Raw genomic sequence first — 22,283 nt, 5'->3', positions numbered from 1 at the left:
CCTTACTACTTTTACAATTGCCTATAGTCTGCTGTTAAGAATTCTAACTAATTCTTATATCCTATAAATCGCTATTAATATAACTTAAGAATAGTTTAGGTATACTTTCAAATATGAATTTGTTACATTATATCATTTTTTTATTTTCATTACAATACATTTATTTACAAACTAATTCTTAACTCCTATTTATTAATTACATTACTTTTTCATTAGATTTATAATAAAAAATCTCTCTAAATATTTTATTAGAGAGATTCCTAGATTAAAAGTTATTTAATTGAAATTATTTTACTATTAAAGTGCTTCCATCCATTTCAGCTGGTTTTTCTAATCCTAATAAATCTAACATTGTTGGAGTGATATCAGCTAATTTTCCATCTGTTCTTAATTTCGCATCTTTCATATCATTTGTAATGAAAATAAATGGAACTGGGTTTACAGTATGTGCTGTATGAGGTTCTCCAGTTTCAGGATTTACTAATAAGTCAGCATTTCCATGATCTGCTGTAATTAATACTGCACCATCAAGTTCCAATACTTTATTAACAATTTGTCCTGTACAGTTATCTACCGCTTGACAAGCTGCAATTACAGCCCCCACGTTTCCCGTATGTCCAACCATATCAGGATTTGCAAAGTTTAGTATAACTGTATCTACTTTTCCAGTATTTAATTCTTCGATTAATCTGTCTTTTACTTTGTAAGCACTCATTTCAGGTTGTAAGTCATAAGTTGCAACTTTTGGTGAGTCCGAAAGTAATCTGATTTCTCCTGGATAAGGTTCTTCTTTTCCTCCGTTGAAGAAGAATGTAACATGTGCATATTTTTCAGTTTCTGCAGTTCTTACTTGAGTCAATCCAGCTTTTGATACGATTTCTCCAAATCCATTTACAATTGTTTCAGGCGGGAATGCCACTGGTGAAGTAAATGTCGCATCATATTGAGCCATTGTAGCGAAGTTCACTTTAGGATAAACTTTTCTTGTAAATCCATTAAATTCAGGATCAACAAATGTTCTAGTCAATTGTCTGGCTCTATCTGGTCTAAAGTTTGCAAAAATTACACCATCGCCATCTTTAATCAATCCATTGTCTTTTGAACCAATTTTAACAGGTTTTACAAATTCATCTGTAATTCCTTCTGCATAAGAATTTCTAATCGCTTCGTCGGCAGTTGCTGCCAAGTTCCCTTCTCCAGAAGTTAAGGCATCATACGCAAGTTCTACTCTGTCCCAGTTGTTATCTCTATCCATTGCATAGTATCTTCCCATAACTGTTGCAATTTTTCCAACTCCAAGTTCATCCAACGCTTTTTGCAATTGTGCCAAATATTCTACTCCGCTTTCAGGAGCAGTATCTCTTCCATCCATAATTGCGTGAACATAAACTTCTGTTACTCCTTTTTTCTTAGCCATATCAACTAATCCGATTAAATGATCAATGTGACAATGAACTCCACCATCAGAAGTCAATCCTGTAATATGCAAAGCCTTCCCGTTTGCTTTTGTAGTTTCTATAATATTTGACAATACTTCATTTTCTAAAATTGTACCTTCTTTAATTGCTTTAGAAATTTTTGGTAGCATTTGATAAACTACTCTTCCAGCACCAATATTTGTATGTCCAACTTCCGAATTACCAAACTGTCCTTCAGGTAATCCAACAAATTCCCCATCCGCTCTCAATTCAGTGTGAGGGTACTCTTTAAGATAATTATTAAAGTTGATTGGATGAGCCAACTTCACTCCATCAACTTGATTTTCATGATGGTTCATTCCCCATCCATCCAAAATTATTAAAACTACTGGTCTTTTTTTCATAATCATTCTTCCTTCCATTTTTTAAATAACTTCTTTGCTATATCTATTATACAGATTTTTTTTAAATTTATCAAGGAATTTAAAATAAAAAATTAAATAAATCACTATCTTTTAAAAAAAATTATACATATAATTGAAAACGACTTGATTTTTATTGAAAAAAATGATAATATATTGTGTAATTTACATATTTTAAGTTTATGTCAATTATATTATATTAAGTAAATCATTGAAAGGAGAAGCATAAATGGCACACTCAAAAGCATCTAAAAAAAGAGTTTTTATTGGTGAAAGAAATGCAGCTAGAAATCAAGCTATTAGAAGCAGAACTAAAACTTTCGTTAAAAAAGTGCTTGCCGCTGTTGAAGCTAAAAATGTCGACGAAGCTAAATCAGCATTAAGCGTAGCATATAAAGAATTAGATAAAGCTGTAACAAAAGGTGTTTTAAAGAAAAACACTGCATCAAGAAAAAAATCTAGATTAACATTAAAAGTTAATTCATTGGCAAATTAATTTTTTTGCCACTGATTGATTTTAAAAAAATTTTTTTAAGATTAACAAAAGCAAAAGACTATCGCAATATTCCAAGATAGTCTTTTTTATTATACTATTTTAATTACTTTTTCTAAAAAGTTCCCTTACTCGCAAATTATTTTTTCTACCTTTTAAAATCCACGAAATTGAGCCTTGGAAAAAATATAAACTTCTTAGCCAGTTTGGATTTATATAAATATCCTCATCACTTTTTAAAGTTAGAATATTAGCAGAAAATTTATCTAACACTTTACCTAAATTTTTTAGCGGTCCTTGCCCCAATGGATATTTTTTCAAATATGGCAACAATTCTCCTGCACCTACACCAATTCCTTGCCCCCATCTCGCCTTAACCTTTTCACACCAATTTTTTATCTGCAAAATTGCCAACTGATTTTGTTTCCCTTCATAAAATCCATTATTCACAATGCAATAAATTTTAGTTCCATATTTTATAACTTTTTTCTTTTCAAATTCTACAAGCAACTTTAATAAATTAGATGGAATACCATCAACATATAATGGAAAAAGAAATATTAAAACATCACTATTATAAATTTCATTTTTAATTTTATCATCTAATCTAACAGAAATTGAATAATATTTTCTTATTCCATTATCTTTAAGCAAGGATAAAAGATAATTTCCTAATATTTCAGAATTACTTTTGCCCGCTTTTGGACTTCCATTTATTATACTAATTTTCATATTTCATCATTCTCCTAATCTTCTAAAAAAGAAACCTTAAAAGTTTTTACATCTAAATTCACGCTATTAGCCTTTACTATTTCTTTAGCGGCTATCTTTTCATTTTGTGACAAATTTTTTCCATAAAAATATACATTTAAGTCAAATTTCGTTTTATTCCGTGTAATATGGTGCATTTCTTTATTTTTAAATTTAAAAAATGGCAATAAATATGGAATTGTCCTATCTAGCACATTTTTTACAAACGGACTATAAGAACCATAGACACATTGACTTATAATCACAACTTTGTCTGCTTTTGAATATAATTTTGCTAAATTTTCATATCCATCCCTAATTTTACATTTCCCTGGAGTTTTAATCCAGCATTCAAAACATCCCATGCAGCTTTTAATTCTATTATTATCACAAATTATAGATATGTCTTCATCATCTATTATTTTTTTTTGATTTATGCTCTCTTTTATTTTATCTGTAATTTTTTCCTTTTTTTCAATTTTCCACTTTAAATTTTCCAATTTTCCATTATCTAAATCGTGTATAATTAATTCCATATTTCTCACCTTCTATAAATATATTAAATCTATTTAAAATCTAACTGCTAAATATTAACCAAATTTAAGATTCAAACCCATATAGTAACTAGCAACTGTTAAATTCTATAGTAAAACTGCCTTAAAGCGAACTCAAAAGCTATGACTATTTTACTCAAACCCTAAATTTATATAATTTTTAATAGTTATGTTTTAAATGGGTTCGAGTATATTTTAAAATTACTTTGCTATACAAACTGATTTTATTATCTCCTCTATTTTTTCTTCCCAGCTTTCAGAATACTTTATATCATTTGTAATCATTATTGTTGTCAGTCCTTGCACTAACGCCCACATTGCCAAAATTTTATCTTGTATAGCCTGATTTGTTACTCCAATTTTTTCAAGTATTTTCGTGGCCTCAATTTTTAATATGCTAAAGGCTTTTTCATTATTATTTTCTATTTTTGAAAACTTTGAGAATAAATCTATTTTCATATTTTTTCTTGAAATCATAAAATAATAGTACCTGTGATTCGCACAAAAAAACATAACGTATGTTTTTCCTAATTTTACCAATAAATCCTCTTGATTTTCATATTTTTTTCTTGTCTTATCAAGTTCCGCCGCCAATATTCCCCAGATATAATCACTCATTGCGTAAAGCAAATCACTTTTTTTCTTAAAATATGTGTACGGCGCCGCATTACTTACTCCACACATTTTAGCCACTTTTCTTAGAGATAATTTTTCTTCTCCTGCTTCATTTATCACCTCTATCCCTTTTTCAATCAATTCTTCTCGTAAATTTCCATGATGGTAGCTTTTTTTAGATTTTTCCATATTTAAATTCCCCTTAACTTTTATTATATTATCACTGTAAAGATTATACAATTAAATCTTATCAATGTCAAGTTTGTTCAAAAATTTTTTTATTTCTATTTTTTAAATGGGATTTTAAAAATTCCTATAAAATAAAAGAGAGAGCGTCTAAATGCACCCTCTTTCGTTATTTTCTAACAATAATCAGTTTATATTAAAACTTAATTTCACAATAAGTTTTATTTCTTTACTTTTTCCACATCATCTTTCTTCTTTAAATCTTTGTCAGTTTCCTTCTCTTCCTCCTGTTTTACTCCCCAAGCCTCAGGTTTTGGCACACAAATCGGACGTCCTTCTGGCAGCATATCCCATATTTTTTTTAATATTCCCATTAGAAATACACCTCTTTTCTGTTTGCTTTTAAATTTTATTCGTATTCTTTAATTTTTTGCTGAGATTCTATCATACTTTTCATAGAGTTGCAGTTAAAGTAGTTTTTAAGCAATCTAATTATAAATCAATTATTTAAACATCTTGGTTCAATGTTTATATTTATTCATATTTTACGATTTCTCAAATTATTTTTTTCTAAATAATGAGCAAATTTCCATAATTAACATTTCAACCCCTGTTTCCATCTCTATTTTACCAGTCTTTATCTCTCTTTCAATTTCCCAGCATCTAAAAACTAATTTTTTTAAATTTAAATTTGTATAATTTTGCTCAAGTTCCAGCTTTTTAAAAATCACATAAGAATTTGGAATTCGGTTATTGGATTTAAAAATTTCCTTTATCTCTTCAAATTCCATTTTGAAAGTATTATAATTTTTACTAAATTTTCTTCCTCGTTTTTTCAATGAACTTATTTTATACATCGTTTCAAGTTCACTGTAAAGAGAATACAAAATTCCCATATATTCTTTCTTCTGCTCCAAATATCTCATTACATCTGCTGGATTATTCAACAATATATTCCGTGTCATCTCATAAATTTGATATTCCTTTTCAACCGACACAACATTTTTTATTTTTTCAATATCAAACTTTTCTCCATTCAGAAAAGTCTTAATTTTTGCTACTTCATTTCTAACTTTAAACGGATTATTCCCAATCATCTCCAAAAGCAATGCCAGATCCCTGCCGTTTATTTCCAGTTCATCTATAACATAGGCCCGTATTTCCTCTTCTGTCTCCTTTTGGAACAAAAAGACTTTCATTTTCTTATTTTTTCCCAGCTCATCTAGCAACCTTTTTAACTTTGCCCCAAATTTCCCATCTTCCTTGTCATAATCAATAACAATTTCCTTATTTACTATCTCAAGATTTGCTATGTATTTCAAAATTTCCTCAATATTTTTGAGCTTTTCCGCTCTTTTCAACACAACCAGTTCCTGACTTGAAAATATGGAATTAATATTTATTTTTTCCAGAAACTTCTCATTTTCCTTTAAATCCACATCGAAAAAACTCTCACTAATCCTCATATTTTCCTTCCGTATTTTTTCCAAAATCTCAAAATACTTAAATTCCCTCTGCTTTTTCCCGCCAATAAAATAAATCATTTATTTCCTCACACTTTTAATCTAATACTAAATCCCATTTGAAAAATAGAAATTATATTTTATTTATTTCCTGACAAGTGGTCTTGACCCCTTGCATAATAGAAGTTATAATAAATCTATTATTTTAACGGGAAATAGTATAAAACCCAAAAAAATATCTTCTAATACTCATTAATTCAAATAACTAATCCTTTGGCACATCATAAACTTGACGACAAATCGGACATTCCAGATATTCTTTTCTACCGCTTATCGGAAAAACTGGTATCCAAAACAAAGTAAACCAGTCACGATATTCCATAAAATTCCAGTCAGATGTGTTATTACATCTTGAGCAATGGCAGTTTTCCAATGCTCCTAAATTTTTAAATTTTCTTTTTGTTCCGAATATTAAAATCATTTTGGATACTTCTCCTTTATTTTTTACATTTTTTGACAAGGGGTCAATATCCCTTGCTAATTTTTTAATTACTAATCTTCTTTTTCAACTTCCAGCAATTTCAATCTCAAATCATCTTCAAGAACTTGTTCTTCAATTCCCGCAGGTGCTCCAATCATCAAGTCTTGCCCCTTATTAGTTTTAGGGAATGGAATTACTTCTTTTATCGAGTCTTCCTTCAACATTGCCATAAGCCATCTGTCAATTCCATAAGCAAGTCCTCCATGTGGCGGAACTCCGTATTTCAACACTTCCAAGAAGAATCCAAATTTATCTTCCAATTCTTCTTGACTGAATCCTAATTTTTCAAAAACTTTCGCTTGTAAATCTTCATCGTGAATTCTGATACTTCCTCCGCCGATTTCATAACCATTTAAGACAATATCGTATGAATCTGTCTTAATTTTTGCAAGTTCATTCGTATCAAGATATTTTCTATCTTCTTCTTTAATCGAAGTAAATGGATGGTGTTGTGCTTTATATCTATTTTCTTCTTCACTCCATTCAAACATAGGAAAATCAACTACCCATAAGAATTTAAACGCATTTTTGTCAATTAATTCTAACTCTTCTCCCAATTTCAATCTCAACGCTCCCAATCCATCATGCACAACTTTATATTTATCAGCCAAGATTAACGCAACTTCATTATTTTTGATTCCCAATTTTTCAATAATTTGTGTCAATTTTTCTTCTGAGAAGAATTTCGCAATTGGAGAATTTATTTCTCCATTTTCATTCACTTTAATATACGCTAAACCTTTTGCTTTAAAGTATGTTTTCACATAATCTTCCAAGTCTTTAATGTATTTTCTAGAGAATTTTTCCGCATTTGGTGCAACAATCGCTTTCACATTTCCACCATCTTTCAATGCATTTTCAAAAACGCCAAATCCACAATCAGCAGTTTCTTCTGACAAATCAATCAATTTCATATCAAATCTCAAATCTGGCTTATCTGAACCATAAAAATTCATCGCATCATCGTAGCTCATTCTTAAAAATTTTTCAGTAATTTCAATCCCTGTAACATCTTTAAATACTGTCTTTGTCAATTCTTCAGCCATTGAAATCACATCTTCCTGCTCAACAAATGACATTTCCACATCCAATTGAGTAAATTCAGGCTGTCTGTCTGCTCTCAAATCTTCATCTCTAAAACATTTTGCCAATTGATAATATTTGTCAATTCCAGAAACCATAAGTATTTGCTTAAACAATTGTGGTGATTGTGGCAATGCATAAAAATCACCTTTGTTAGTTCTGCTTGGTACGATAAAATCTCTCGCTCCTTCAGGTGTCGCTTTTGCCAAAATCGGAGTATCGACATCCAAAAATCCATTTTTATTCATAAATTTTCTAATCGAAAACAGCATATCGTTTCTTTTAATAATATTATTCAACATTTTAGGTCTTCTAATATCCAAATATCTATAAGTCAATCTCATATTTTCACTAAGATTCCCAGTTTCACTAATTTCAAACGGTAACTGTTTCGCTCGGCTTAAAACTTCAATTTTTTTAGCTTCAATCTCAATATCCCCAGTCGGAATATTTTTATTTTTACTACTTCTCTCAGCCACAACTCCAGTAACCTTCAAAACCCATTCATTTTTATACTTTCTAGCTTCCTCAAAAAGTTCACTCCCAGAAACTTCCTCATTCAACAAAATCTGAGTAATCCCATATCTATCCCTCAAATCAATAAACACAAAGTGCCCCAAATCCCTAACTTTAGAAATCCATCCCGACAAAGTTACTTCTTCGCCAATATTTTCCATTCTTAACTCGTTTAATTTATAGTTTCTATACATTTTTTGTCCTTTCTCTATTTAATGATTTTATATTTTAATTTTTTTTATAAGATATATTTGATAACCTAAGTTTTTTATTTCTACAAAGAGTCAAATCTTTTTGCATTTTCAATCCAATGCCTCTTTTTCAGCACAAATCAGTTCAATATCTTCAAACGCATTTTCTATCGCTTCTATATGATACATTTCATACATATCAAATATTTTTTCAGTTACCAAAAATTTATCCCATTTTTCTAAAATATTTTTTGCATTCTCATTTTTCCATTCTGCATATTTTTCCAGCAAATACACAAAAAACTTCATTTTTTTAGACACCGCTCTCACCTCTTATATACACAGAATTTCTAGGATCTCCAGTAATTTTCTCATTTTCCCACATATCTAAAATTACTAATGGACTAAATTCCCACATTTCCAATTCAAAATCTGAAAGCATTTCATAAGTTTCTGAATACAAAAATTTTCTCATTGATTCCATTTCACTAAATCCATATTTTTCTGAAATAAGTTTTATAACTTCACTATCATAATTTGCCAAAACATCCGAAAATATTTCTTTCATATTCATACTCGCATCAACTCCACAAACTTCAATTTTTCCAAAGCCTTTTCTGTCTTAAATGCATATTGGTCTTTCAGTTTCTGTGGCAATAATCTTTTCAACGCTTCTTTTTCATCATATATCCCATTTAAATATAAGTTTAAAACTGGCATTGTTGTGTCATTTGCCACTGCTCCAATCACAATATCTAAATCTTCATCAAATATTTTACTTGTTCTATTTTTAGAAATATATTTTAACCACTCTTCATTTGCATATTTAAACTTCAAAACTTTTAAATTTTCTAAATTAACTTTTTCAATTTCAAAAACTGAAACAATAGGACTTCCTGTTTTTCTTCGTTTTGTTATTAATTTTGCCCACTTACTCGCCTGTTCAAAATCAGAAGTTAAGTAAAAACCGTTTCCAAAATCTAAAAATCTATTATTTTGAAGAATTTTAGGTTTTTCCACCCCAATATTACTACCATGATATAATTTCATTTTTCCCCTTTCTGTCAATTTAATAAAAAAATTACATAAAAATCTCTACAACAATCGGAATAAACAAAGCTGGTAACATATTTGCAATTTTGATTTCTTTTTTAAACAGAAGATTTATTCCAATCGCCATGACCATTATTCCACCAAGAAAATTTATGCCTGAAATCGTATTTTCAGTCAAATATGGTTTTAGATAATTGGCAAAAAGATAGAAAAATCCTTGATAAATAAATACTGAAATTGCCGAAAATGCCACTCCAATTCCGTAAAGCGATGTTATTACAATCGAAATTATTCCATCTAAAATCGCTTTTATATTCAAAGTTGTATTATCTCCAGTGAGTCCACTATTTATCGATCCAACAATTGACATTGCTCCTGTGCAAAATAAAATTGTAGTAGTTGAAAATCCTTTTGCAAAACCTTTTTCATTTTCACCATTTTTAAAATTCTTTTCTGAATTTTTTTTACCTGAACTAAATTTTTTCTCTAAAAATAGTCCAAAATTTTTTAATTTCAAATCAATATCAATAATTTGACCAATTATCGAACCAATTATCAAATAAATCAAAACAATGATATCACGCTTTGAATTTATCGTACTTTTCACACCGACAATTACTATAAACAGCCCAGCACATTCCATAACTATATTTTTCATATCTTCTTTAAACTTGTGACCGATAAAAAATCCAATTAAGCTTCCAAGAATAATTGCAGCGCAATTTACCAAATTTCCCAAAAAATCACCTCATTCAAAAATTTTTAAAATCTCAAAATTCCTATTTTAAAATTATTTCAAAATTTCCAAAACTTCCTCGAAACTATATTTTTTCTGCTCTCCAGTGCTAAACTTCTTAACCGTGATCACATTTTCATCTCGTTCTTCTTCCCCTAAAATCAACACATATTCAGCATTTTCACGGTTTGCCTTTTTCATTTGTGCTCCAAAACTTTTTGCATTGTAGTCAAAATTTACTTTAATACCATTTTTTCTAAGTTTATTTACCGTTTTCACAAAATATTCTTTTGTGTCATCGAAATAAATTACATAAACTTTTTCTTCATTTTCAGAAATTATAGAATCGTCCATTAACATCGCAATTCTTTCCATTCCAGCGGCAAATCCAATTCCAGGAACTTTCGCATTTCCTAATATTTCAAGCAATCTGTCATATCGTCCACCCGCTAGAACTGTCGCTTGCGACCCCAATTTATTCGATTTAATTTCAAAAACCGTGTCTGAATAATAATCAAGCCCTCTAACTAATTTATCATTCACGACATAATTTACGCCCAACAATTCCAAATATTTTTTAGTATCTTCAAAATATTTTTTACTTTCTTCATCCAAATAGTCGTAAAGTTTTGGTGCATCTTTAAACTCTTCCTGGTCGCCTTTATCCTTAGAATCCAAAGCTCTCAAAGGATTTTTCTCGTATCTTTTTTGCGAATCTTCACTCAATTTATCAAGTCTTTCAAACATAAATTTTTTCAAATCCTCAATATATTTTTTTCTCGACTCAACATTCCCCAAACTGTTAATTTCCACAACCAGTCCAGTAATTCCTAGCTCCTCAAGAAAATCGCAACCCATTTTAATAATTTCTGCATCTAAATAGGCACTTCTCACACCAAACATTTCCACTCCAGTTTGATGAAATTCTCTCATTCTACCTTTTTGCGGTGCTTCGTATCTGTACATTGGACCATTGTAAAACCATTTCACTATTGGAGAAGACTTATGAAATCCAGCTTCAAGATATGCTCTTACAACTCCCGCAGTCCCTTCTGGACGCATTGTAACATCTCTTTCTCCCTTATCCTTAAAATCATACATTTCTTTTGAAACAACATCAGTTTCATCTCCAACACCTCTTCTAAAAAGCTCCGTTTCTTCCAAAATCGGCGTAATTATTCGCTCAAATCCATATTTTCCAAAAACTTTTTTTGAAGCATCTACAATCGCATCGTATTTTTTCACATCGTCAGAATATCTATCTTTCATTCCTTTTAAGGCGGTTATCATATTTTTTTCCTTTCTTAATTAATATCGTCAATTTTATTTTATAGATTATTATACCACAATTGGCTAAAGATTTTAAGATGCGGGATTTTATTGTTTAATTTATTTTATTTATTTTATTTATTTTTCTCATTTTCTATCAAATTTTTCAGATCATTGCTTCCTTCTTCATAAATTATTTTTGCAATAACCCTCAAAATTTTATAAAGTTTTCTCAAGCCATAAAATATTAAAATTGTCAAAAGAAAAGTTTGTGAAAATAATAATGAAAATAATAAATTTATGTTTTTGTTGATTTTGTACAAACTTTTTTCCAAAAAAAGGCTAAAAACGATATTTCTTAGCAAATAAACTTGCACAGGAATATAAATTGCAGTTGCCATCCGGATTATTTTTAATATTGAAAGCACAAGTTTTCTTATTTCAAAAGAATACTTTTTTTCACTTTGTAAAATTTTATACATAATTTTTTCTTTTGTGATAAATTCCAAGTCAAAATATCTATCTTTTAAAGTCAAAAGTAACATAAAAATTACAGAAATTAAAAACATCACATAATTAATCTGCTTTTTAGTTTTCAATTTTTTATCCACAATAAAAATTTCTTTTCCTTTCTTTTTCTGATAATATCGGTAACTACTATTTAGTGGTAAATAAATTCCATTTGATAATTTTATAAGTCTTCCTGAAACAATATTTCCGCTGTAAATTTTATTTTTTGAAAAAATTTTCACAACATTATTTTTTAAATCAATATATTCGCCCTTTTGAGATTTCAAATTTCCATTTTCTTCTTCAAAATTATTTTTATTTTTTTCATAATAAAGCATAAGACTGCTATTTTCCTTGATTAACAAATTTTCAACTCTATAATTTCCTTCTATTTTATTTCTCGAATCAATAATTTTCCCATTTTTATCAACCGACCATTTAAAGTGATAATTTTCGTTCAAAATTTCAATAGTTGAATTTTTTAATAAATTCGTATCATCCACATCATCGCTTTCCAAAATTAAAAAACTCTGATTTTTTTCCAAAAGTTTTTTTGTATAATTCTGAAAAGTAAGATTTGCTAAACCCAACAAAATTATTCCAACTATTATTTTGTTCCATTTTATATGCAAATAAAAAGCTCCAATATAAAATTTTTTCGTCATTTGCACAAAAAATAAACTTGCCCATCTTATGAAAACCAAACTTATCCAAACTATGACAAATGTTATCCAACTCACAAAAATTAATAAATAAATATGATAATTCAAAACCTTAATTTGCCAAGCAATATTTAAAGAAGTCAATATTAACATTGTATAAACTGCAATTTCAAAAAAGAATTGGGAAAAATCCATTATTTTAATTTGATTATTTTTTATTTTCAAATATTTTTTTCGCTTATGATAAAGATTTTTTAAATTTTTTTTAGTCTTATTTTTTTCACATTCCTTTTTCAAATCTTTTATTTGTTCTTCCAATTTTTTTAACATTTCAAACTTAAACTTTTTCAAATGAATATCATTTTGCAGATACTTATTTCCATTACGCATAAGTTTAACTTTTGTAGAAATAATATAAGAAACTATGACTTTATATAAAATTTTTAAAACTTTTATAATTTCTTTCATTCTTTTCTTCTTTTCTCCTTTTTTAGTTTTATCATCTTTCCTTTTTTATTTTTTATATTATATAAAAAAGACTGGTTCAAGTCTAGTCCAAATACTGAAATATTTTATTCAATTATTTTTTTAACTTAATTTTTAAAGAAATTGAATATTTAAACATACACTTGAACCCATTCAAAATTAAACTATTAAAGATTATCCAAACTTAAGATTTAAGTAAAATAGTCATAGTCTTTGAGTTCAGTTTTGAATCAGTTTTACTATAACATAAAAATTAATGTTTATATTTTAAGAAATTTATGATAAAATTTTATTATATTAATTTTGAAAAGAAGCGAGGAAAATATGTATAAAGTACTGATTGCAGATGATAATAAGCAAATTGTATCAATACTTTCAGAATACTGCAAAAAAAATAATTTTACTGTAAGTGCTGTTTTTGATGGAGAAGCAGCATTAAAAGAAATTGAGGAAAATAAATTTGATATAATTTTGCTGGATGTGATGATGCCAAAAAAAGATGGATTTGATGTATGCCGTGAAACGAGAAAATTTTCAAATGTTCCAATTATAATGATTACAGCACGTGGAGAAGATTATGAAAAAATAATGGGGCTTGAAATTGGGGCAGATGACTATATTGTAAAACCATTCTCGCCAGGAGAAATAATTGCCAGAATAAATGCAATTTTACGTAGAATAATGCCTAAAAATGATGAAAGTGAAAAAATCTTTACTTTTGACAATCTTGAAATTGATTTAAACAATTTTACCGTAAAAGTAAATGATGAGATAATTTCACTGACTAAAAAAGAAATTGAAATTTTATGGACTCTTTCAACAAATCAAAATAAAGTTTTTACAAGAGAAAATTTATTAGACTTAATTTGGGGATTTGACTATTTTGGAGAAAGCCGTACTGTTGATACGCATATAAAGAGGCTTCGTGCAAAGTTGGATAACTACGAGCATAAAAAATGGAATATTAAGACAATTTGGGGCGTTGGATATAAATTTGATATTTTAGAAAAATAATAATTAATTTGAAGAAGAAAAAGAAAAGAAAGGATTAGTTTTTTAATGAGTAAAAAAATAAAAAAAATTTTATTTAATGGAGAAGAATATCCTCCAGAAACATTTCGATTAGGAATGATGCTGTGCATGGTCGGAGGATTTATGGATGCATACACATTTATTACACGTGGAAAAGTGCTTGCTAATGCACAAACTGGAAATATTGTCTATCTTGCAATAAATTTAGGAAAAAGAGAATGGGCGAAATCCTTTAATTACTTTATGCCAATTTTATTTTTTGCACTTGGAATATTATTCACTGAACTTATCAAAACAAGATTTGAAAAACATAAAATTTTTAGATGGCAGCAAATTGTAATAATCTACCAAATTATAATAATGTTTTTTATTTCTTTTGTTCCAAGTGGAAACTGGAATATCATAATAAATATAATCATGTCCTTCATTGCCGCAATTCAATATCAAGGCTTCAGAAAAATTAGAGGTCTCGCAGGAGCTACTACAATGTGTACAGGAAATCTGCGAAGCGGAATGGACAATTTAGTTAAATACATCAAAACTAAAGACCGATCACATTTACAAAGTTTTTGGATATATTTAGGTTTAGACGGATTTTTCCTTATTGGATCATTACTTTGTGTAATTTTAGTAAATATTTATGGGATAATTTCTCTATTAATTTGTTGTATTTTACTAATTTTTGTATTTATAATAATGTTTAAGGAAACTATTTAGGAAAGCCATTGAAAGGATATTTATGGATAAAAAGAAATTAAAAAAAGAGTGGCTGAAAGAAGAAAAAATGGCACACATACAAGGCTGGGATTTTTCTCATATTTATGGACGTTATTCAGAAGAAGAAAATTTACCTTGGGATTTTAGAACAGTCATAAACAAGTATTTAAAAAATGACATGAAATTGCTGGATATGGAAACAGGTGGTGGAGAATTTTTACTTTCATTAAACCATCCAAAACATAATACATCCGCAACTGAAGGTTATCAGCCAAATGTTGAACTATGTAAAAAAGTATTGCTGCCACTGGGAATAGATTTTAAAAAAGCGGATGGAGATGAAAAACTCCCTTTTGAAAATGAATATTTTGACATAATTACCAATCGTCATGGGGCTTATAATGTTGCAGAATTAAAAAGAGTTTTAAAAAAAAATGGAATTTTTATTACACAGCAAGTAGGGGCAGAAAATGATAGGGAACTTGTTGAAATATTACTGCCTGAATATAAAGATTTACCATACTCTGAGCATTATCTTAATATTAAACAGCAAGAAATTTCTGAACAAGAATTTGAAATATTAGAAAGTGGAGAAACATTTCAACCAATAAAGTTTTTTGATACAGGAGCTCTTGTATGGTTTGCAAAAATTATTGAATGGGAATTTCCAAATTTTTCAGTCGAAAGCCATCTTGACAATTTGTATAAGATACAGGAAATAATTGAGGCAAATGGAGTAGTGGAAGGAAGAATTCATAGATTTTATATTGTGGGCAAAAAAATTTAAATTTTTAAAATATAAATTGAAAATAACAATAGGATTATTCAACAACTTAATATTCTTTATCTTAACAAGGGGTCAAGACCCCTTGCGAAAAAATTTATAACTAATCCCTTATTCTACTCAAACGAGAAATAATATAAATTTCCTTAATTTAGTTTCATTAATAATTTTCAAAAACAAATTTTTTAATTAAAAATCATTTCTCAAAACTTCCCCTTTTCTCAAATCACTTCTCATCTTCTGAATAACATCATCCATTTCATCCAGTTTTTTCAAAATTTTCTTTTCTTCAGGGCTTGTCGTAATAATTTTACTAATTCCACCATTCTTTATTATAATTCGTTTATCTGCTATCAATGCTAATGTTGGGTCATGTGTTGCCATTAATACAATTTTGTCAGATGAAACAAGTAATTCCAAGGCTTTTTTCCTGTCAATTCCTGCATTTTCAATTTCGTCGATTAGGACAATTGGAGATGAGCTTAAAATGGCTGTGTCGGCAATCATTAAAGCACGGGATTGTCCACCACTTAGGGCTGTGATTGCAGTAGTTAAGTCAAATTGCTCTCCAGCCAGATTGTTTGCGGCGGTAATGATTTTTTCCACAGTTTCGTCAATGTCTTCAATCATTCGGCTTTGTGCATGCAGTTCTAGAAATTCCTTTACCGATAAATCCATAACAAAATTCATATTTTGTGATAGTTGTGCGACTAATTTGTTGTTTGAGGAATAACGCCATTTTTTGTCTGGAAGTTCACCGTTTATAAGGATTTGACGCTGTGTTGGAGTGTCTTTCTGGGCAGTCCATTCGATGTCGGCAAGAAGTCTTGATTTTCCAGAGCCTGTAGGTCCTACAATGGAAATAATTTCTGATTTATGAATGTCGAGCCTTTCAAATCCCTCTTTATTTCCTGATTTATCCTGTCCAGCAAGGATTGTAAGCAGATCAATTGAATTTTCCTCTTCCATTCCCAAAAAAAGTTTCATCTGTTCAATGTAGTCAACAAGACTTTCTTCAATTTTTTCCACATCCAGTGCAAAGTCTTCGATTTTATCTTCTGCAAAAGTTACGATGAACTCGTGAAATGTCTTATCCTGAAAAGTTTCCACAGGTAAGTGGTTTTCAGTAAAAAAGTTTTCTGCAAAGGGATATTTATTGCTAAGTTCACTAATAGTCAATTTATTTATTAAATCGTTATTTTTCATATTTTTTCCTTTTTTATTATTTTTATCTATTTTTTTATTGCTGTAAATTCATTTTTCGGACATTACCCATCTGATATTTTTCACCGATTCTCTTCTCTCCTAAGCAGTAAGAGCAAAGTGCCGATGGCATTGGAAATCTAAGTTCCATTCCCTGAACGCTGTCTATTTCCAGTTCTTTCTCATAAAGAAGTGTACTTAATTCGTACGCTCCCTGACCAGTAAGCCCATTAACATGCATCGTTACAGCTTTTGGATTTACGGAGTTCACACGTGAGGCAAAAACTTCACGTTCAGCTTGTGAAACAATATCTCCTTTGGTAATAATCACAATATCAGCTGCTTTTAATAATGGTCCAATCTTTTTAGGCGTATTAATTCCTGATAAATTGTCGATTACACAGACTCCCTTGATGTCCTTGATATATGGTGAACATCTATTGCAAAGTCCTGCTGATTCAGTAATTAATATTGAAAGCCCAAGGCTGTTTCCCCATTGCACGACTTCCTCAATATTTGACACGAAGAAATGGTCTGGACATAAAGCTCCTGAAATTCCTTTTTTTACTGGAATTCCTGCCTTTGCATATAATTTATCGTCATCTGTATAAAGACAGTCAAATTTTACTACTCCCACTGACATTCCTTGTGATTTCAAGGATTCTACTGTTTTTAGGATAACGCTTGTTTTTCCTGATGATGGTGGGCCTGAAAATATTATCAAATTCATAATTTTTCTCCTTTTTTTGTTTAAAAATTATTCTGTAAAACTTTTTTGTACATCATTATTAAATTCTTCTTCACATTCACGAATAATTTTCCCAATATCATGGCTATAAATGTAGTCCCAGCCAATCCATTTAAAATTCTGATGTTCTTCTAAATGATTATCCACATTAGGATTTGTTGATGGGAATTTTCCGTTTGCAGAAAAAATTGTTCCAATTTCATTTGACATAAATAAATCCATAAATGGCTTGATTTTATCTGCCTTAGATTTTTTTGTAATCATAAATATTGGACTTAGCAAAGCTCCATCTTTTGGCCATACAGCTTCCAAATCTCCTGTTCCGTCAATCATTTGTGAAAAGAAATATGGAATAATACTGACAGCAGGGGCTTCTGGCGTTCGAGTTCTAGCTTTTACCATTTGAGCAGGGTGCAAGCTCTTTTTATATGAACGTGCCAATTTATGTATTCCTTCCATTCCGAAATCTTTGTAAAGATTTGCAAGAAGGGCATTAAACAAGTCCAAATCAGCCATTGGTAATGCAACTGAATCTTCAAATTCTTCATTTAATAAGTCTGCCCAAGTTTCTGGTACTTTTCTGTCACCTAAAGAAGTCTTGTTTATTAAAAATATTGCTGGTACAACTCCCATTATTGCGTAACGCTTTTTAGGATCTCGCAAGTCAATAGTTTCGTTACAAAAATCTTTATTCATACTTTCAAGGTGTGTTTCAAAAATACCATTTTCCATATATTGTCCCATCAAATTCTTATCAAAAAATAATTCAAATCCAGCCGAAAGAAGCACGTCCGAAACTTTATCAGGATTTCCTGTCTTAACTTTTTCTACAACCCAGTCAAGTCCTAAATTTGCTGATTTCAAAGTATACGAAATAGTATAGTCATTTTTTTCATTCTGCTCATTTACCCACTCCTTAATCCCTTCTAAAAGTGGTATTCTAATAGGACAAGGCAATACTCCCTCGATTATTAAGTCACTATTCTCATCAGCCTTACTTTCATCTAGCGAAACATCAATATCCGCATCCTTTTTCAAAAAAGTCTCCAGTTTCTCAATAAACAATTCCTGATTAATTTTTTTAGACATAAGCGCCATTCGTAACTTAATATTTTTCCCCATAATCTCAAGCATTTGCTTATTTTTAAGTTGCTCAAACCCATTTGCAATAAAAAAATCCAAAGCTTCAGGATATTTTTCTATAATCTCATAAAGTGTATCATCTAAATTAAACATACTATTCTCCTAAATTTTAAATATAAAAAATCTCTACTTTTTAATTTGATTCTAAAATAATTTTATTATAAAGAAATTATAACATAAAATAACAAAAAAAAGTGTAATATATATTACACAAATCTATAATATTTATTTAATACTAAATAATAAATAAAAAAACTCCACTTAGGAGAAATTCAGGTAAGGGAAATAAATTTAATTTTGCAAAAAAAAATGGCGTCCCCGGCTGGACTCGAACCAGCGGCCCTCTGATTAACAGTCAGATGCTCTAACCAGCTGAGCTACGGAGACACACATATTGAAAAAAGTTTGGCGACTGCCTATCTTCCCGGGACGAATCCAAGTATTTTAGGCGAAGACAGGCTTAACTGCCGGGTTCGGAATGTAACCGGGTGTATCCCTGTCGCTATGATCACCAAACTAACAAAAGTACTGCCGATTAAGACAATGAGAAATAAATAGTAAAGGCAAAAGACAGTTAAAAAAGCGTATGTAATATTAGTACCAGTCAGCTGAGCGCATTGCTGCGCTTGCACCCCTGGCCTATCGACCATGTGTTCTCCATGGATACTGCGAATACTCATCTCAAAGTTGGCTTCCCGCTTAGATGCTTTCAGCGGTTATCCGTACCAGACGTGACTACTCAGCCGTGCCACTGGCGTGACAACTGATACATCAGAGGTCTGTCCAACCCGGTCCTCTCGTACTAAGGTCAGATCTTTTCAGTATTCAAGCGCCTGCAGTGGATAGGGACCGAACTGTCTCACGACGTTCTGAACCCAGCTCGCGTGCCTCTTTAATGGGCGAACAGCCCAACCCTTGGGACCTTCTCCAGCCCCAGGATGAGACGAGCCGACATCGAGGTGCCAAACACTTCCGTCGATATGGACTCTTGGGAAGTATCAGCCTGTTATCCCCGGGGTAGCTTTTATCCGTTGAGCGACGGTCCTTCCATGCGGAACCGCCGGATCACTAACTCCTACTTTCGTACCTGCTCGACCCGTCAGTCTTGCAGTCAAGCTCCCTTATGCGTTTGCACTCCTAGGCTGATTTCCATCCAGCCTGAGGGAACCTTTGAACGCCTCCGTTACTCTTTTGGAGGCGACCGCCCCAGTCAAACTGCCCACCTAGCACTGTCTCCGTTACCAGATTAGAATTTCAGCAGCATATGGTTGGTATTCCAACAGCGACTCGGCAACAGCTGACGCCGTTGCTTCACAGTCTCCCAACTATCCTATACACACATTGCCAAAACCCAATGCCAAGCTGCAGTAAAGCTCCACGGGGTCTTTCCGTCCTACTGCAGGTAGCCGGTATCTTCACCGGCATTACAACTTCACCAGGTCTCCAGCCAAGACAGCTCCCAAATCATTTCACCATTCGTGCAGGTCGGAACTTACCCGACAAGGAATTTCGCTACCTTAGGACCGTTATAGTTACGGCCGCCGTTCACCGGGGCTTCAAATCGGAGCTCTCACTCCTCCTCTTAACCTTCCAGCACCGGGCAGGCGTCAGCCCCTATACATCACCTTACGGTTTAGCAGAGACCTGTGTTTTTGATAAACAGTCGCTTGGGCCTATTCACTGCGGCTCTTCTGGGCGTTAACCCTATCAGGTATGTCAGGCACCCCTTCTCCCGAAGTTACGGGGCTATTTTGCAGAGTTCCTTAGCTAGAGTTATCCTGTCGGCCTTAAGTTTCTCACTCTGTCCACCTGTGTCGGTTTACAGTACGGGCACTACTTCTCATCGATAGAAGTTTTTCTAGGCAGTGTAGGATCTGTGACTTATGCATATGCACTTCCCCGTCAGGTCTCACGTTTAGGCGCGCGGATTTTCCTGCGCGCCCACGCTGGGCCCTTAGAAAGGCTAAACCGTCAGCCTTCTCACATACCTTCCTGCGTCACTCCGTCTCTCAAGCGATAATAGTGGTACAGGAATATTAACCTGTTTTCCATTCGCCGTCACAATTTTGCTTATGCTTAGGTCCCGACTTCCCCAGGGCGGACAAGCCTTCCTTAAACCTTGACTTCCGGCCGGCGGGATTCTCACCCGCCTCTCGCTACTCATTCCTGCATTCTCGCTTCTGATATCTCCAGCAAGCCTTGCGGCATGCCTTCATAGACCTACAGAACGCTCTCCTACCAAGATACTGATGTATCTTCCACAGCTTCGGTTTATGTCTTAGCCCCGTTACATCTTCGGCGCGGGCACTCTCGACCAGTGAGCTGTTACGCACTCTTTCAAGGCATGGCTGCTTCTAAGCCAACCTCCTTATTGTCTGTGAATGTCCACCTCCTTTCCCACTTAGACATAATTAGGGACCTTAGCTGGTGGTCTGGGCTGTTCCCCCTCGTCCGAGGACCTTGTCATCCACGGACTCACTCCTGGCAATAATATATGGTATTCGCAGTTTGCTTGATTTCGGTAAGCAGTACGCCCCCTAGATCATACAGAGCTCTACCCCCACATATCTCAATGCCAAGGCTGCACCTAAATGCATTTCGGAGAGAACGAGCTATCTCCTAGTTCGATTGGCTTTTCACCCCTAGACCTGCCTCATCTCCCAACTTTTCAACGGCGGTGAGTTCGGCCCTCCACTGAGTCTTACCTCAGCTTCAGCCTGGACAGGCCTAGATCACTAGGTTTCGCGTCTATGGCTAACGACTTGTCGCCCTGTTAAGACTTGGTTTCCTTCGGCTCCGTTTATTAACCTTGCCACCAGCCATAACTCGCAGGATGATTAACCAAAATCCACGCAGTCACCCTTAACGGGCTCCTACCGTTTGTAAGCACACGGTTTCAAATTCTTTTTCACTCCCTTGCTCAGGGTTCTTTTCACCTTTCCCTCACGGTACTCTTCACTATCGGTCAGCAACAGTATTTAGCCTTGCGTGATTTGGTCCACGCTGATTCACGCCAGATTCCTCGTGCCTGACGCTACTCGGGTGCTTCCAGTCGCAATATGCACTTTATGTTCTACAGGACTATCACCTTCTTTGGTCCAGCTTCCCATCTGGTTCCACTTACATGCATACAGCTTAAACATTATGACAATCCGTTAAAGGAAGTCCCACAACCCCGTGCCAGCAAGGCTGTCCGCTTGGCACTGGCACGGTTTAGGCTTCTCCCGTTCGCTCGCCGCTACTCAGGGAATCGTTTTACTTTCTTTTCCTCCTGCTACTTAGATGTTTCAGTTCGCAGGCTTACCGTCTTCACGCATGCCCTCCAGGCATGCAGGTTTACCCATTCGGAAATCCGGGGATTAGAGATTATGTGCATCTGCTCCCGGCTTATCGCAGCTTATCACGTCCTTCATCGGCTGTTGCTGCCTAGGCATCCTCCGTGTGCCCTTTTTAGCTTTTTTATCCAGAATAACTTTTACTCCAGTTTATTGTAATCTTTTACCTACTATTCATTTCCCATTGTCCTAAACAATAATTGGTGGAGATAAGCGGGTTCGAACCGCTGACCTCTGCCTTGCAAGGGCAGCGCTCTCCCAACTGAGCTATATCCCCAAGACTTCTTATGGTGGGCATGGCTGGACTCGAACCAGCGACCCCTGCGTTATCAGCACAGTGCTCTAACCACCTGAGCTACACGCCCACAAGATA

The 22,283-nt window shown here is 32.5% G+C and carries 21 protein-coding genes, 3 tRNA genes and 2 rRNA genes; 4 read left to right on the top strand and 22 right to left on the bottom strand.

Annotation, left to right across the window (positions count from 1 at the left end; translation table 11 throughout):
* Positions 1-286 precede the first annotated feature (286 nt).
* On the bottom strand, positions 287-1,822 hold the full coding sequence (gene gpmI, locus F1564_RS02530) for a 2,3-bisphosphoglycerate-independent phosphoglycerate mutase (protein WP_018451524.1): 1,536 nt from the start codon (positions 1,820-1,822) through the stop codon (positions 287-289).
* Between the two features lie 247 nt (positions 1,823-2,069).
* On the opposite strand from gpmI, the gene rpsT reads away from it, so the two are divergent.
* Complete coding sequence (gene rpsT / locus F1564_RS02525; RefSeq protein WP_018451523.1) at positions 2,070-2,336, top strand: 30S ribosomal protein S20; 267 nt, start codon at positions 2,070-2,072, stop codon at positions 2,334-2,336.
* A 99-nt stretch (positions 2,337-2,435) separates the two neighbouring features.
* On the opposite strand, the gene F1564_RS02520 is transcribed toward rpsT, so the two are convergent.
* From F1564_RS02520 to F1564_RS02465, 13 genes are all read right to left on the bottom strand, one after another.
* Positions 2,436-3,065 (bottom strand): hypothetical protein, encoded by a 630-nt coding sequence (locus tag F1564_RS02520; protein ID WP_018451522.1) that lies wholly within the window; start codon positions 3,063-3,065, stop codon positions 2,436-2,438.
* A 14-nt stretch (positions 3,066-3,079) separates the two neighbouring features.
* Positions 3,080-3,619, bottom strand: coding sequence for an NAD(P)H-dependent oxidoreductase (locus F1564_RS02515; RefSeq protein ID WP_018451521.1), 540 nt, complete (start codon positions 3,617-3,619; stop codon positions 3,080-3,082).
* Positions 3,620-3,838: 219 nt separating this feature from the next.
* On the bottom strand, positions 3,839-4,441 hold the full coding sequence (locus F1564_RS02510; protein WP_018451520.1) for a TetR/AcrR family transcriptional regulator: 603 nt from the start codon (positions 4,439-4,441) through the stop codon (positions 3,839-3,841).
* 218 nt (positions 4,442-4,659) lie between these two features.
* Positions 4,660-4,812: a hypothetical protein gene (locus F1564_RS10150; RefSeq protein ID WP_018451519.1), complete on the bottom strand. Its 153-nt coding sequence runs from the start codon at positions 4,810-4,812 to the stop codon at positions 4,660-4,662.
* Positions 4,813-4,998: 186 nt separating this feature from the next.
* Positions 4,999-5,982: a DNA polymerase III subunit delta gene (holA, locus tag F1564_RS02505; RefSeq protein ID WP_018451518.1), complete on the bottom strand. Its 984-nt coding sequence runs from the start codon at positions 5,980-5,982 to the stop codon at positions 4,999-5,001.
* Positions 5,983-6,166: 184 nt separating this feature from the next.
* Positions 6,167-6,382: a zinc-ribbon domain-containing protein gene (locus tag F1564_RS02500; protein WP_018451517.1), complete on the bottom strand. Its 216-nt coding sequence runs from the start codon at positions 6,380-6,382 to the stop codon at positions 6,167-6,169.
* Positions 6,383-6,453: 71 nt separating this feature from the next.
* Positions 6,454-8,235 (bottom strand): aspartate--tRNA ligase, encoded by a 1,782-nt coding sequence (aspS, locus tag F1564_RS02495; protein WP_018451516.1) that lies wholly within the window; start codon positions 8,233-8,235, stop codon positions 6,454-6,456.
* Positions 8,236-8,343: 108 nt separating this feature from the next.
* Entirely contained in the window at positions 8,344-8,553 is a 210-nt protein-coding gene (locus F1564_RS02490; protein WP_018451515.1) for a DUF3791 domain-containing protein, read from the bottom strand.
* Positions 8,546-8,800, bottom strand: a complete 255-nt coding sequence (locus F1564_RS02485; protein ID WP_040505692.1) for a hypothetical protein — start codon at positions 8,798-8,800, stop codon at positions 8,546-8,548. The genes F1564_RS02490 and F1564_RS02485 overlap by 8 nt, the downstream gene beginning before the upstream one ends.
* Before the next feature lie 2 nt (positions 8,801-8,802).
* Positions 8,803-9,282, bottom strand: coding sequence for a DUF3990 domain-containing protein (locus F1564_RS02480; RefSeq protein ID WP_018451513.1), 480 nt, complete (start codon positions 9,280-9,282; stop codon positions 8,803-8,805).
* A gap of 31 nt (positions 9,283-9,313) precedes the next feature.
* Positions 9,314-10,024 (bottom strand): DUF554 domain-containing protein, encoded by a 711-nt coding sequence (locus F1564_RS02475; protein ID WP_018451512.1) that lies wholly within the window; start codon positions 10,022-10,024, stop codon positions 9,314-9,316.
* A 51-nt stretch (positions 10,025-10,075) separates the two neighbouring features.
* On the bottom strand, positions 10,076-11,311 hold the full coding sequence (hisS, locus tag F1564_RS02470; RefSeq protein WP_018451511.1) for a histidine--tRNA ligase: 1,236 nt from the start codon (positions 11,309-11,311) through the stop codon (positions 10,076-10,078).
* 113 nt (positions 11,312-11,424) lie between these two features.
* Positions 11,425-12,930 carry a hypothetical protein gene (locus tag F1564_RS02465; RefSeq protein ID WP_018451510.1) on the bottom strand — a complete coding sequence of 502 codons (1,506 nt, stop codon included), beginning with the start codon at positions 12,928-12,930 and terminating at the stop codon, positions 11,425-11,427.
* Positions 12,931-13,272: 342 nt separating this feature from the next.
* On the opposite strand from F1564_RS02465, the gene F1564_RS02460 reads away from it, so the two are divergent.
* The 3 genes from F1564_RS02460 to F1564_RS02450 are packed head-to-tail and all read left to right on the top strand — an operon-like array spanning position 13,273 to position 15,484.
* Positions 13,273-13,962, top strand: coding sequence for a response regulator transcription factor (locus tag F1564_RS02460; protein ID WP_018451509.1), 690 nt, complete (start codon positions 13,273-13,275; stop codon positions 13,960-13,962).
* 45 nt (positions 13,963-14,007) lie between these two features.
* On the top strand, positions 14,008-14,697 hold the full coding sequence (locus tag F1564_RS02455; RefSeq protein ID WP_018451508.1) for a YoaK family protein: 690 nt from the start codon (positions 14,008-14,010) through the stop codon (positions 14,695-14,697).
* A 22-nt stretch (positions 14,698-14,719) separates the two neighbouring features.
* Positions 14,720-15,484, top strand: a complete 765-nt coding sequence (locus F1564_RS02450; protein ID WP_018451507.1) for a class I SAM-dependent methyltransferase — start codon at positions 14,720-14,722, stop codon at positions 15,482-15,484.
* 186 nt (positions 15,485-15,670) lie between these two features.
* Here F1564_RS02450 and F1564_RS02445 read toward each other — a convergent pair whose 3' ends face one another.
* From F1564_RS02445 to F1564_RS02410, 8 genes are all read right to left on the bottom strand, one after another.
* Positions 15,671-16,687 (bottom strand): ATP-binding cassette domain-containing protein, encoded by a 1,017-nt coding sequence (locus F1564_RS02445; RefSeq protein ID WP_018451506.1) that lies wholly within the window; start codon positions 16,685-16,687, stop codon positions 15,671-15,673.
* 34 nt (positions 16,688-16,721) lie between these two features.
* Positions 16,722-17,414, bottom strand: coding sequence for a GTP-binding protein (locus F1564_RS02440; RefSeq protein WP_018451505.1), 693 nt, complete (start codon positions 17,412-17,414; stop codon positions 16,722-16,724).
* Positions 17,415-17,441: 27 nt separating this feature from the next.
* Positions 17,442-18,668 carry an ABC transporter substrate-binding protein gene (locus F1564_RS02435; RefSeq protein ID WP_018451504.1) on the bottom strand — a complete coding sequence of 409 codons (1,227 nt, stop codon included), beginning with the start codon at positions 18,666-18,668 and terminating at the stop codon, positions 17,442-17,444.
* A 217-nt stretch (positions 18,669-18,885) separates the two neighbouring features.
* A tRNA-Asn gene (locus F1564_RS02430) sits at positions 18,886-18,962 on the bottom strand.
* Positions 18,963-18,978: 16 nt separating this feature from the next.
* A 5S ribosomal RNA gene (gene rrf, locus F1564_RS02425) occupies positions 18,979-19,091 on the bottom strand.
* A gap of 58 nt (positions 19,092-19,149) precedes the next feature.
* Positions 19,150-22,036, bottom strand: a 23S ribosomal RNA gene (locus tag F1564_RS02420).
* A gap of 75 nt (positions 22,037-22,111) precedes the next feature.
* A tRNA-Ala gene (locus F1564_RS02415) sits at positions 22,112-22,187 on the bottom strand.
* Between the two features lie 11 nt (positions 22,188-22,198).
* Positions 22,199-22,275, bottom strand: a tRNA-Ile gene (locus tag F1564_RS02410).
* Positions 22,276-22,283 lie beyond the last annotated feature (8 nt).

The organism is Leptotrichia shahii, from assembly GCF_008327825.1.
GTDB lineage: Bacteria > Fusobacteriota > Fusobacteriia > Fusobacteriales > Leptotrichiaceae > Leptotrichia > Leptotrichia shahii.
This window is presented reverse-complemented; position numbering and strand designations above follow the sequence as displayed.